We start from the raw sequence: 13,479 nt of genomic DNA, 5'->3' as shown, positions 1-13,479 counted from the left end.
TCTAAAACTATTGTGGTGCAGCGAAGAACGCAGCGAAACGTTCTTCCAGACCTTTGTATCTTTGGTCGAGGGCGTCTGCAAGCGCTGCATCACCATTCGCACGTGCAGCCTGAATCATCTGATTCCATAATGAAAAAGCCAACTGCACATCCTGACCACCTAAGAAACTGTTTTTGCTCGTTGATACATCAGCGACGTAAATCATCTCCCGCTCGATATAATCGGCAGCCTGCTTGATTAAGTCGGCTGCGCCTTTATTGTCTTTTAGCGCGTACAGATGTTCAGCAAGCATCGATTTTCCCGCAGCAGTGTACATGCTTTGAATACCCTCCGGCATCACCTCGAAATATTTGCGAACCAAAGCTTTGGCTTTATCAGTCTTGCCTTCTGCAATCAACCCGCCAATGCCACTGTTGAACATGTTCGTCATGTTTGACAACTGACGCCGTGATTCTGTATCAATGTATCCAGTGTGCTTCAGATTACCCCAAACGAACTTATCATTCAGATTTCTGTATAAAGCCCCCGGGCTGGTTAATCCCCCTTGTCTGGCTGTATCTGCTTTCAGCGGCTTCAGTTTCAGTACGAGCCCTTCATAATATAGGTAGTCATTAAGTCCGTTAAATTGCTCCGGCGGCATGCCGGCAGTGAAATATATTGGTCGCTCCCAGTTGTTGTGCACCAGAATATCGAACATTGCCAGGGTACCCTTCGTAACGAAGTTCTTATTGTAAGTCCAACGCAGTGCATCCGCTACCTTGGTCGAATCCTGCGGTTCAACAACCTGGTTGCGCATCGCATTTGCCTTATTTACCGGGAGCTGAAAATGCTTTGTCGGCAGGAAGTTTTCCCTTCTGCCGTCCTGCATTTCTACTTTATCCTCCGGATTGTCCGAGAGCAGTAGTTCCATAATCGACTTTAATTCTACATGTCCGTCAATTTTAAAGTCCTGATAATACATGACGTCGCGTGTGCCTTTCGCATATTGCTCCTCCTTCATGGTAATCGGCAATGGCGCCGAAGCATTTTGGGGGCGCTTCATACCATTAATATACCATTCTGCGTCAAAGAGACTCAAATTCACCAGACGCACATCCGGCCTCACGTTTTCCACTTCCTGAATGTACCATAGCGGATAGGTATCATTGTCACCGTAGGTGAACAGGATGGCATTTGGCGCTAAAGATTCCAGGTAATTCCTCGAAAGATCATGGGTAAGCATACGATCAGAGCGGTCATGATCATCCCAGCCCGCCGCCGCCATCAACACTGGCGCAGCCAGCAAGGACAAGGTTAGCGCCGCAGACAAAGCCAACTTCGGCTGCAGGTGTTTAGAGAGCCATTGCTGGATGGCGAGCACACTCAGTCCAATCCAAATCGTGTAGGCATAAAAGGATCCCGTGAAAGCATAATCCCGCTCCCTGGGCTCCAATGGTGTTTGATTCAAATAAAGCACGATTGCAATGCCGGTGAAAAAGAACATCAGCGCCACGATCCCAGCATCCCGGCGGTTGCGCTTAAAATGCCATACCATCCCGACAAGGCCGAGTATAAAGGGCAGAAAATAGAAGCGGTTGTACCCATTATTTTCTGTGATGGAAGGAGGCAAGTGGTCTTGATTTCCAAGTCGAAGGCCATCAAGTGGCTTTACGCCACTCAGCCAGTTGCCGTCGAAATAACTGCCGAAGCCTTGCGTATCGTTCTGCCTTCCCACAAAGTTCCAGAGAAGATACCGGAAGTACATGTGCCCAACCTGGTAGCTTAAAAGGAAGCCAATGTTATCAATCACCGTTGGTGAATGACCATCATCAAAGCGCATCCATTCTTTGTAGAAGTCCGGATGACCACCACGATCGCCGTGCATGCGCGGGAGTAAAGTTGTTCGATCATAGACATACTCCATCTTCTTGCCAGCGATTTCATAGCTGTGCTCCCCTTTCCGGTAGAGTGGTCCGGCTTCCTCCACTTCAATGATCTGCGAGTCATAGTTTGGCCCGAACAGCAAAGGCCGGTCGCCATACTGCTCCCGATTTAAGTAGCCGAGAAATGAAAAGGCATTATCCGGATCGTTATTGTTCAGGTTGGGATTCGCCTGCGCACGGATAACAATCATTGCAAAAGAGCAGTAGCCGAAGATCAGCAGCACTGAAGACAAGAGTCCAAGGTGCAGAAAGCGCTTACGGTTTTTGATTGCGTAGCGGATGCCAAAGGTGAAGCCTGCGATCAGCAAAATGGCGTAGATGATTACACCAGTTCCAAAACCGGTGCCCATGGTATTCACAAAGAAAAGGTCGAAGTATGCACCTATCGCAACGAGGTATTGAATAATGCCATATTGAATGACAGCAAGTACCAGTATGCCTGCAAACAAGGCTTTAAACATACCGGAGCGGCTTGGCTGGGCGGTTTTCCGAAAGTAGTAAACCATCGCCAGTGCCGGAATGGTGAGCAGATTAAGCAGGTGTATGCCGATCGACAAGCCCATCATGTAAGCAATGAACAAAAGCCAGCGGTCAGATGCCGGATCATCGGCTACGGCTTCCCACTTCAGCATGGCCCAGAATACAATGGCCGTGAACAAGGATGACAGCGCATACACTTCGGCCTCTACCGCAGAAAACCAGAAGCTGTCTGAAAAGGTGTATGCCAGTGCGCCAACAAGTCCCGCCCCCATGATCGCCAATAATTGTGTGCCCTCAGGTTCCTGCTGCTGTAAAGCAAGTAGCTTTTTAGCCAATGCGGTAATCGTCCAGAACAGGAAAAGAATGGTAAATGCACTCGCAATCGCCGAACCCAGGTTCATGAAGTACGCTACGCGGGTTACATCCCCCATGGCAAGTAAAGAGAAGAACTTCTCCACCATCAGAAATAACGGCGCACCAGGCTGATGCACAATCTGCATCTTATGTGCAGCAGCAATGAATTCACCCGTGTCCCAGTAGCTCACACTCGGCTCCAGCGTAAGCGTGTATGTAATCAATGCGACAATAAAACAAAACCAACCAGTACCGTTATTAATCCGGGAATATGCCATTGCCAAAGAATTTGCCTGTAAGTATATAAGTGTTTCGAGTAGTCAAATTACCTACAAGAAATCGGCTCACAAAAGCTTTAACATTAATTAACAATTTAGCGGCAATACCGGCACCTTCAGGCGCAAGAAAAATGGCGCCTACCCGAGCCTTACATAAGCTCCTAACCGCCTACAATGACGAGTCTATTCATAAAAACCCACTTATCATATGTGCAGGGAGGATTTACCCAATCAAAGACCCATATAACTCCTTCTAAATGAACCCTTATTGTTGCTTCCTAAAAACCAGCAACGGCAACCTTGCTTCCGCGGCAAATTCTGCAGAAATGCTGGACAAGAAAATGCGTTCAAAGAAGCTTCTGTTTTGCCGGGTAAACATCACCAGCAGGTCTGGCTTCAGGTTTTCCACGGATCGCGCCAGCCTATCGGATAAGGCGACTTCAAAATCCATAGGCTCCACATGGACATCAACCGGCACGGAGCTTAACTGCTCTTTCGCTACAGCAATCTTATTTACTGCATCTTCACCAGTTACCGGACTGCTAAAATGGAGCAATGAGACCCGAGCTTTTAGCGTGTCTGCTAGGTGTCCAACCTGTTGCAATTCTGCCGCGATATGTTCCAGATCCGAGGCATAGCAGATGGTTTCAACTGCGCCAGAAACATAATCTTCTGGAACAGCAATCACAGGAACTGAAGATTTCTCCAGTAAGGTCGCGGTGATGGAGCCAAAAAGCTTCAGACTGTTACCTCCGCCTTTTCGAGACAAACAGATATACGATATCTGATGCTGCGTAGCATAATGCACCACATTGGCGGCAACAGAAGAACTATTATGAACCACGTATTCCGGATTGATCACCGTACTTCCTGTGCCCGCAGAAACTTCCATCACAAAAGCCATAAGCTGCCGCTTCAAGCCGTCAAGCTCCTGCTGTTCGAAATTCTTATAGAATTCCTCACTCCACTTTACAGGCTTTAATAGCTCCGTCACATGGAGAAAAACAAGTTTATACCCGCCTTGCGCTGCAAGTTGCAAAGCAAATTGCACTGCTGCCTTCGAATTTTCCGACAGGTCCGTCGTTATCAATAAAGTTTCCATACGCTGATCTATTTTAAGCTTAAAACCCTTAAGCTGGTAGTTAAAGGTCGGCAATTCTGTTGAGTGCTATCGTGCTGATTAACATCAGAAAACGTGATTTTGGTCACAATCTTAAAGGTTGTATACCCCCACCCTTTTCGTTACATTTGAGAAAACCCCCTTTTTGCCTATGTACGAATTATCGATTAACCCGCAGCAAGTAGCAGAAACTTTAGGTAAACATATTCTGGCAGATGGCCTGGATCTAACCTTCGATATGGAGAAAAGTCAAGGATGTTACATCTACGATTCCAAACACCACCGAAAACTTCTTGATTTCTTCACCTGCTTTGCCTCCGTTCCGCTGGGGTATAATCATCCAAAAATGCTGAATGATGATGCGTTTAAAAGAAGCCTGCTGAATGCGGCACTTACCAACCCATCCAATTCAGACGTATATACGCAGGAATACGCACAGTTTCTAACCACCTTCTCCCGTGTGGGCATACCAGACTACCTCCCTCATGCCTTCTTTATTGCGGGTGGATCCCTTGCCGTTGAAAATGCACTAAAGGTGGCTATGGACTGGAAAGTACAAAAGAACTTCGCAAAGGGATACAAAAAGGAAAAAGGGTCCAAGGTGCTCCACTTTGAGCGGGCCTTTCACGGCCGAAGTGGCTATACCCTAAGCCTCACCAACACCTCCGTCGAAAAAACGAAATGGTTTGCCAAGTTCGACTGGCCGCGGGTTACGGTACCCACCATGCGCTATCCCCTAAGTGGCGACAACCTTAATACAGCCGTTGAAACGGAACAACAGTCCATACGACAAATTAAGGCGGCATTTTTCGAGCACAAGGACGATATATGCGCTATCATTGTAGAACCCATACAAGCTGAAGGAGGCGATAATCACCTGCGAGAAGACTTCCTGATTGAACTCCGAAAATTAGCAGATGAGCATGAAGCCTTTTTAATTTATGACGAAGTGCAAACCGGTGTTGGCCTTACCGGCAAGTTCTGGTGCCATCAGCATTACGCTGAAGCAGCAAGGCCTGACATTCTCGTATTTGGTAAAAAGATGCAGGTATGCGGCATCCTTGCCGGAAACAAGGTGGATGAAGTAGAACATAATGTCTTCAACACCTCCTCCAGGATCAACTCTACCTGGGGTGGAAACCTTGTGGATATGGTCCGCAGCACACAGGTCCTGCAGATCATTGAAGAAGATCAGCTTGTAGACAACGCTGCGGCAGTGGGAAAATATCTATTGTCGCAGCTGGAAGGTTTTTCAGACAGCTTTGAAAAGGTCAGTAATGTACGCGGAAAGGGTCTACTATGCGCTTTCGATCTGCCCAATACACAAATGCGCGACAAGTTTATTCAAGATGGATTGAAACACCATGTGATGTTTCTGGGTTGTGGAAAACAGAGCATCCGCTTTCGACCAGCCTTACACATAGAAAAAGGCCAAATAGACGAAGGTATGGAGGCCATGCAGCAGATCCTTGGAGACCTGTAATCCTAAAAGAACACACATGAAGAACAAAAAAATGAACATCATAATTGGTTTCCTGGTCTTGGCATTGGTCGGCTGGATGATCAAGGGCACCTTTACTCAACCGGGCGTTGAAGACCTGAAAAGCGGCTTCAAAGAGGTGGCCCGGTACCGAAATGATAACAATACCGGCCCTATTCAATACGTGTTTGCCGTAACCATGAAAGACACGCTGTCTACAGACATGGTGACCTATGGCAACTTCAAGCCCCACCACAAAGGCGGAAACACGAAGGTGTACTTTTTCATGGAAGGCACGAAGGTGCCCACAACAGTCACCGGAGGTAAACATAACTTCCTGCCAGAATTCAACGAATCCTGGGTGATGCTTTATGAAAAAAGTGCCATGGGAAACGTAAGCTTAACAAGGAACCCGAACCTGCAGCCCTGACCTACTTCAAATCAAACAGGTTATCTACACCAAGCAGCTTTCTGGACGTGAATCCTTCCCCGAAAGTTGCTCCAATAGATTTTCCGAACTCCCTTGCTCGTGCAAGTACAGACTCGAAAAACTCAGGTGACGAGATATAAGTCTCCGCTTCATGATGATCCGGGTTGTAAAACTGCGTCTTAAACGCCTTGATAGAAGCAATCTTTCCGTCGATAAAAGGGGTGATGTCTACAATGATGTCTGGCTCAATGTACATGTCCTGAATGTAATTCAGGTTTAACCGTGGTCTCCAGGGTTCCTGCTCCAGGCCGTCTAAAGTCGTTTTAATTTTAAGCAGGCCAGAAAGGAAGATGGAATCATGGACCAGATCACTGGCGCGGCCGTGATCAGGATGACGATCCCTAAGGGCATTGCTGAGTATAATCTCCGGTTGATACTTCCGAATCATCTGAACCACCTTCAATTGATGCGCTTCATCATTCTGGAAAAAGCCATCCCGGATACCAAGGTTCTCCCGGACATGCAGGCCAAGGATGCTTGCGGAATCTTTTGCTTCAACATCACGGGTTTCCGCAGTACCACGGGTACCTAGTTCGCCACGCGTAAGGTCAACAATACCTACTTTCTTGCCGGCAGCAATATGTTTTAATATGGTTCCTGAACAACCTAACTCTGCGTCGTCGGGATGTACAGCAAATACGAGTATATCTAATTTCATGAATTTAGTCTTGCACCTGCTTATACTAACCGCAGGATTTGCTTTTTAACTTTAGAGGTAAGGGGCTTGGTAAAAGGATAAAAGTAATCGACCACCTCACCGTTTTGATTGATCAAATACTTATGGAAGTTCCAGCGTGGTGTGGAGCTTAATACGCCATTCAGCTTTTTGTCAGCCAGAAACTTGAACAATGGATGCGCCTGTTCACCACGAACCATGGTCTTTTCAAATACCGGAAAAGTAACACCATAATTCACCTGGCAAAACTGGCTGATTTCTTCGCCATCCAGGGGTTCCTGGCGGCCGAAATCATTCGAAGGAAAGGCCAGCACTTCAAAGTTTCGATCCTTGTAAGATTCCCGCAGTTCCTGCAGTTCCTGTAGCTGTGCGACAAAGCCACAAGCGGAAGCGATGTTCACAATTAACAACACCTTGCCTTTATACTGATCTAAATTTACATTGGTGCCATTTAGCAGGTTAACCTTGAACTGGTGAATACTTTGAGGCTTTTCTGTCATGCTTATTATCTGTAAAAACCCGAGGATGCAATGATCGCTTCAATGTCTTTATCCTCCTGAGGGTCGTATGTGCTTTTTAAATTGTGGCCCACAACACGTGCGACCGATTGATATACAAATGCGGTCAAACCGCCTTTTGTTTGTTTAACGATGTCAAATGTAGTACGCCCAAGCTCGCGGTCCACAAGTTTGGTCAGAATCTTTCCCTGCGTAATGGTCAGCTCCTTAATCTCCTTGTTAAACATCTGCTTGATCTCCGCATCACAGGCTTTAATCAGCTTCTTCTGCTCCCGTTTGTTGGTGGTCGTCGCAATATCGCGCTCCAGCTGCTCATAGCGGCGTTTCGCAAACAAGGCATACGGCATCACCTTCATTACGTTATAGCGTAACCTGTTGTAGGCGGCACGCTCCGCCGGTGATTTGAAAATCCGGACGCCATAGATGGCAACTTCATGTAGTGGTATCCATGGAATCATCTCACCACCCACATTTGTTCCGGCCACTTTTATGGTGTCATTTTTGCCCTTCGGTGGGAACTTAACCTCATCCGTAACCTGCGCGGAAGCGTTGTTCCACCCGGCAATAATGACAATCAGGAGAAAAATTAACCTATAAAATTTCATAAATTTATAATCCCACAAAGTTAAACCTAATAAAATATATTAGGTTTGGCATCAGCACTTTAATTTGTTAATAGATTGTCAGATAGCAACGCATCTATCGAATATAAGTGTTTAATACATAATGAAATCCGATACTACGAAAATAATACAAATGAAGAACACGTTGGTGATTGATTTAGAAGCTGAGAAGCAGGAAATTTTGAAAAGATATCGTGCCCTGCTGCGTGCGTGTAAACCAACCATGCAAAGGGGTGACAAGAAGGAGATCCGCAAAGCGTTTGACATGGCCCTTGAAAGCCATAAAGACATGCGCCGGAAGTCCGGAGAACCATACATCTACCACCCGATCGCTGTTGCGCAGATTGCTGCGGAAGAGATCGGCCTGGGTACAACGTCTATTGTTTGTGCGCTGTTGCACGATGTGGTCGAAGATACCGACATGACCCTCGAAGATATCGAAAGGGAGTTCGGTAAAAAGACGGCAAAGATCATAGATGGCCTGACCAAAATCTCTGGCGTTTTCGACTACAACAGTTCATTGCAGGCGGAAAACTTCCGTAAAATGCTGCTAACACTGGCGGATGATGTGAGAGTGATCCTGATCAAACTTGCCGACAGGCTGCACAACATGCGCACCATGGATTTTATGCCAAGGCAAAAGCAGCTCAAAATCGCCTCGGAAACCATCTACCTCTACGCACCCCTTGCACACCGTTTAGGACTTTACGCCATCAAATCTGAGCTTGAAGACCTCTCCATGAAGTACCTGGAGCCAGATACCTATAAATACATTGCAACCCAGCTGAATGAAAAGAAAGCTGAACGTAACCTCTTCATCAAGAACTTCGTGGAGCCGATCCATGAAATCTTAACGGAGCAAGGCCTTAAAGCAAACATCTACGGCCGACCAAAATCCATCCATTCCATCTGGAACAAGATGAAAAAGAAGAACATACCTTTCGAAGAGGTATATGATCTCTTTGCGGTTCGCATCATCCTGGAAAGTGCTCCGGAACAGGAAAAGGCAGAATGTTGGAAAGCATACTCTATTGTAACAGACCTTTATCGTCCAAATCCAGACCGTCTGCGGGATTGGGTGTCTTCCCCAAAAGGGAACGGCTATGAGTCATTACACACGACCGTAATGGGTCCTAAAGGGCAATGGGTAGAAGTGCAGATCCGTACCGAGCGCATGAACGAAATCGCCGAGAAAGGTTTTGCTGCACACTGGAAGTATAAAGAATCGAGCTCAGACAATGGTCTCGACCAGTGGATCATGAAAGTGCGGGAGATGTTGAGCAATCCGGAAGCAAATGCGCTGGATTTCCTTGACGATTTCAAGATGAACCTCTTCTCTGATGAGATTTTCATTTTCACTCCAAAGGGTGCCTTAATACAACTGCCGCAAGGCGCTACCGCACTCGACTTTGCATTTGAGATCCACACCGATGTGGGTGCCAGATGTATCGGCGCAAAGGTAAACCACAAGCTGGTGCCGCTATCCTACAAGTTGCAGAATGGCGATCAGGTGGAAATCATTACCTCCAGCAAGCAGATCCCGAAAGAAGACTGGCTGAATATCGTGGTTACCGCGAAAGCGAAATCAAAGATCAAAAGCTCCCTCAAAGAAGAGAAACGCAAGATTGCAGAAGAAGGTAAGGAAACCCTGGAGCGTAAGCTTAAGTCACTTAAAATCACTTACAACACCGATAACCTCAACAAACTAAGCTACTTCTTTAAACTGCCTTCTACCCAGGAGTTGTTCATTGCCGTAGCACAAGGTAAAATTGAGCTGAAGGATCTGAAAGACTACGTTGCCAGCGAAAAGGAAATTGAGAACCGTGGCGCAGAACGTAACGACAATCAGCAAATTGAAGCTTTGCTCAATAAGGTTAAAGGCCCTGAGTCCGACATTCTGTTGATTGGTGAAGACATGCAGCGCATTGACTATACTCTTGCGCCTTGCTGTAATCCAATCCCTGGAGATGACGTGTTTGGCTTCGTAACCATCAATGATGGCATTAAGATCCACCGGACCACTTGTCCGAATGCGGCACAACTGATGGCCAACTACGGCTACCGTATCGTGAAAGCGAAATGGAACAAGCAGAAAGAACTCACCTTCCTTACCGGATTGCACATCATCGGCATCGACGACATGGGGCTGATCAATAACATTACAAAGGTCATATCAAACGACTTCAAAGTGAATATGCGGTCGATCACAGTAGATACAGATAACGGGATTTTTGATGGCTCGATCATGATTTATGTGAATGATAAAGACCATCTGGACCAGCTCATCCAAAATCTGCTGGAGGTGAAAGGTGTTACTGGTGTGACCAGATTTGACGCTTAAAGTATCAATAAATCTAAACTTTATCTAAAAAGTGGTACCTTTGAAAGGAGTTAAATAAGTATGTCAACAAACCACAACAGCGAGCTGGTAAGAAAGATTTTCGAAGCTTACCTAGAGAATAAGAGTTTGAGAAAAACCCCTGAACGCTTCGCTATACTTGAAGAAATCTATTCAAGAGATGATCATTTCGATGTAGAAACACTGTATATCCACATGAAGAACCAGAAATACCGGGTTAGTCGTGCGACAGTCTATAATACCCTTGAATTACTGGTATCCTGCGACCTGGTGACTAAACACCAGTTTGGCAAGAACATGGCTCAATTCGAAAAATCTTACGGCTATCACCAACATGACCACATCATCTGCATTGACTGCGGAAAAGTGGTTGAGTTCTGTGATCCGAGAATCCACCAGATCCAAAGTATGGTGGGTGATCTGCTAAAGTTTGATATCAAACATCACTCTTTGAACCTTTACGGTATATGCTTCGACTGCAAAGCTAAAACGCTTCCAGTTGTTAATACCGAAATCCAACATGCAAATTAATTTATAAATATAATCTCATTAATTTTTTATAATGACGCAAGTAGACGTGCTTCTGGGCCTGCAATGGGGCGATGAGGGCAAAGGTAAGATTGTGGATGTTTTAAGTCCGCAGTATGATTTAATCGCTCGTTTCCAAGGCGGACCCAACGCTGGTCACACTTTAGAGTTTGATGGCAAAAAGTTCGTTCTAAATACCATTCCATCTGGTATTTTCAACGAGAAAACCATGAACCTGATTGGTAATGGTGTGGTAATCGATCCGATAATTCTAAAACGTGAATTAGACAACTTGAAAGCTGCGGGGCATGACCCGATAGCCAAGCAAAAATTGGTTATTGCCAGAAAGGCGCACCTGATCTTGCCAACGCACCAATTACTTGATGCCGCAAATGAGGCTAAAATGGGTAAAGACAAGATTGGCTCCACACTAAAAGGTATTGGTCCAACTTACATGGACAAAACCGGCCGTAATGGTCTACGTGTTGGTGATACTACCCTGCCAGACTTCAAAGACCGCTACAACAAGCTTGTTGAAAAACACAAAGAGATTCTCTCGCATTATGAATTCGAATATGATCTAACAGAGAAAGAAGCTGCTTTCTTTGAAGCTATTGAATACATCAAATCTATCCCGCATGTAGATAGCGAACACTTCGTTAATGGCTACCTGCAGGAAGGTAAAACTGTTTTAGCAGAAGGTGCACAAGGTACCCTGCTTGACATTGATTTCGGTTCTTATCCTTTTGTTACTTCATCCAATACCACCACTGCTGGTGCTTGTACCGGTCTTGGTATTGCGCCGAACAGAATCGGTAGTGTTTACGGCATTTTCAAAGCTTACTGCACACGCGTAGGTGGCGGCCCCTTCCCTACTGAACTGGATGATGAAACCGGCGAAACTCTACGCCAGGTTGGCCATGAATTTGGCGCAACAACCGGCCGTGCGCGTCGTTGTGGCTGGATCGACATTCCTGCGTTGAAATATGCAATCATGCTAAACGGCGTGACGGAATTGATCATGATGAAAGCTGACGTGCTGGATGGTTTTGACACCATCTACGCTTGTACGCACTATGAGTACAATGGTGAAACCATCGACTACATGCCTTACGACATCATCTCGATCAAACCGACACCAGTATTAAAGGCGATTGAAGGTTGGAAAACCGACATCACCAAGATCACTAAAGTGGACGAAATTCCAACAGCTTTATCGAACTACATCGCATTCCTTGAAGCAGAATTGAATGTACCGGTCAAGTTCCTTTCTGTAGGACCAGACCGCGTGCAAACACTGACTTTGTAATATCTAGCAATTCAAATATTTAAAGGGTGGTTTCAGACCACCCTTTTTTTGTTTAATCCGGAATTTATGCGATTAACAGCAGACTTCAAGCACAAAGCACTACACTGGGCAGATCAGTTCGAGTACTGTTGTGTGCTGGACTCCAACAGCTACCCCGACCCTTACGGCAAGTACGACCTGCTTATCGCCGCAGGTGCAACGCATATGCTATACAGCGACAGTGAAGGTGCCTTCGAAAATCTTAAAAGTTTTTACGCAGCTCATCCAGGCTGGCTGTTCGGTATCCTCGGCTATGACCTGAAAAATGGAATAGAAGCCCTGCAATCCGGCAATCCCGATCAGCTCGGGTTTCCGCAGCTCTGCTTTTTCCAACCAGAATACCTCATCGTTTCAGAAAATGGTGTACTTCGCGTGGAAGTCGGTCCAGCCAATCTCCTGGAAGAAATCAACACGCAGAATCTTCAAAACAATGAGCAAAGCGCGTCACCGGAAGTAAATATTCAGGCGATGATGGACAGAGAAATCTATATCCATAAAATCCAGGAGCTGAAGCAGCACATCAGCCGGGGTGATGTTTATGAAATCACGTTCTGCCAGGAGTTCTTTGCAAGGCAGGCCTGGATCAATCCGGCAGAAACTTATGCACGTTTAAACTTCAACTCTCCAACCCCATTCGCTGCTTACCTTAAACTGAAAGACAAGTATCTACTCTGCGCCAGTCCGGAGCGCTTCCTGCGGAAGAAAGGCCAACAACTGATCTCTCAGCCCATTAAAGGCACGGCAAAGCGGGGCAAGGATGCTGCAACAGACGTAGTGATCAAAGCGCAGCTTGCAGCAGACCTGAAGGAACAAACAGAAAATGTGATGATTGTAGATCTGGTACGAAATGACCTGACCAGAAGCGCCACTCCGGCATCAGTGAAGGTAGAAGAACAGTTCGGTATTTACAGCTTTGCGCAGGTGCATCAGATGATCTCCACAATATCCTGCAAACTTCACCCGGATGTACATTTTATAGATGCCATAAAGAACACCTTCCCCATGGGATCTATGACTGGCGCACCAAAGGTCAGCGCCATGGAACTGATCGAAGAATATGAGGAAAGTACCAGAGGTGCCTATTCTGGCGCCATGGGCTATATCAGTCCGGAAGGGGATTTCGACTTCAATGTGGTGATTAGAAGTATGCTCTACGCATCCGATAAAGCTTACTTATCCTTCCAGGTGGGCAGTGCGATTACCGCGGCCTGCGTTCCAGAGAAAGAATATGAAGAATGCATGCTCAAGGCATCAGCAATCATAGAAACGATAAAGGGACCACAGTAGCGGTCCCTTTATCGTT

The 13,479-nt window shown here is 46.2% G+C and carries 11 protein-coding genes; 6 read left to right on the top strand and 5 right to left on the bottom strand.

The annotated features are described in order from the left end of the window. Positions 1-7: 7 nt before the first annotated feature. Positions 8-3,034: a glycosyltransferase family 117 protein gene (locus IEW69_RS12435; RefSeq protein ID WP_188627192.1), complete on the bottom strand. Its 3,027-nt coding sequence runs from the start codon at positions 3,032-3,034 to the stop codon at positions 8-10. Between the two features lie 265 nt (positions 3,035-3,299). Beyond that, positions 3,300-4,136 carry a universal stress protein gene (locus IEW69_RS12430; protein ID WP_188627191.1) on the bottom strand — a complete coding sequence of 279 codons (837 nt, stop codon included), beginning with the start codon at positions 4,134-4,136 and terminating at the stop codon, positions 3,300-3,302. A 169-nt stretch (positions 4,137-4,305) separates the two neighbouring features. On the opposite strand from IEW69_RS12430, the gene lat reads away from it, so the two are divergent. Both lat and IEW69_RS12420 read left to right on the top strand, forming a co-directional pair. After that, the gene (lat, locus tag IEW69_RS12425) at positions 4,306-5,637 is read left to right on the top strand and encodes an L-lysine 6-transaminase (RefSeq protein ID WP_188627190.1); all 1,332 of its coding nucleotides are present in this window, start codon (positions 4,306-4,308) and stop codon (positions 5,635-5,637) included. 16 nt (positions 5,638-5,653) lie between these two features. Continuing rightward, positions 5,654-6,064, top strand: a complete 411-nt coding sequence (locus IEW69_RS12420; protein ID WP_188627189.1) for a hypothetical protein — start codon at positions 5,654-5,656, stop codon at positions 6,062-6,064. Position 6,065: 1 nt separating this feature from the next. Here the strand turns inward: IEW69_RS12420 and bshB1 are convergent, their stop codons facing one another. The 3 genes from bshB1 to IEW69_RS12405 are packed head-to-tail and all read right to left on the bottom strand — an operon-like array spanning position 6,066 to position 7,923. Then, entirely contained in the window at positions 6,066-6,782 is a 717-nt protein-coding gene (gene bshB1, locus IEW69_RS12415; protein ID WP_188627188.1) for a bacillithiol biosynthesis deacetylase BshB1, read from the bottom strand. A 20-nt stretch (positions 6,783-6,802) separates the two neighbouring features. Continuing rightward, complete coding sequence (locus tag IEW69_RS12410) at positions 6,803-7,300, bottom strand: glutathione peroxidase (protein WP_188627187.1); 498 nt, start codon at positions 7,298-7,300, stop codon at positions 6,803-6,805. A gap of 5 nt (positions 7,301-7,305) precedes the next feature. Further along, a complete protein-coding gene (locus tag IEW69_RS12405; RefSeq protein WP_188627186.1) occupies positions 7,306-7,923 on the bottom strand; it encodes a DUF4294 domain-containing protein in 618 nt (205 codons plus the stop codon). Between the two features lie 151 nt (positions 7,924-8,074). On the opposite strand from IEW69_RS12405, the gene IEW69_RS12400 reads away from it, so the two are divergent. The 4 genes from IEW69_RS12400 to IEW69_RS12385 all read left to right on the top strand — a co-directional run bounded on the left by IEW69_RS12400 (position 8,075) and on the right by IEW69_RS12385 (position 13,463). Further along, the gene (locus IEW69_RS12400; protein WP_188627185.1) at positions 8,075-10,282 is read left to right on the top strand and encodes a RelA/SpoT family protein; all 2,208 of its coding nucleotides are present in this window, start codon (positions 8,075-8,077) and stop codon (positions 10,280-10,282) included. Positions 10,283-10,342: 60 nt separating this feature from the next. Continuing rightward, on the top strand, positions 10,343-10,831 hold the full coding sequence (locus tag IEW69_RS12395; protein ID WP_188627184.1) for a Fur family transcriptional regulator: 489 nt from the start codon (positions 10,343-10,345) through the stop codon (positions 10,829-10,831). A 31-nt stretch (positions 10,832-10,862) separates the two neighbouring features. Then, positions 10,863-12,137 (top strand): adenylosuccinate synthase, encoded by a 1,275-nt coding sequence (locus IEW69_RS12390; RefSeq protein WP_188627183.1) that lies wholly within the window; start codon positions 10,863-10,865, stop codon positions 12,135-12,137. 66 nt (positions 12,138-12,203) lie between these two features. Continuing rightward, positions 12,204-13,463 carry an anthranilate synthase component I family protein gene (locus IEW69_RS12385; protein WP_188627182.1) on the top strand — a complete coding sequence of 420 codons (1,260 nt, stop codon included), beginning with the start codon at positions 12,204-12,206 and terminating at the stop codon, positions 13,461-13,463. Positions 13,464-13,479 lie beyond the last annotated feature (16 nt).

Origin of the sequence: Pedobacter quisquiliarum (assembly GCF_014642175.1) — a bacterium.
GTDB lineage: Bacteria > Bacteroidota > Bacteroidia > Sphingobacteriales > Sphingobacteriaceae > Pedobacter > Pedobacter quisquiliarum.
Note: the sequence above shows the minus strand (reverse complement) of the source record. Positions and strands in the feature narration are given on the sequence as shown.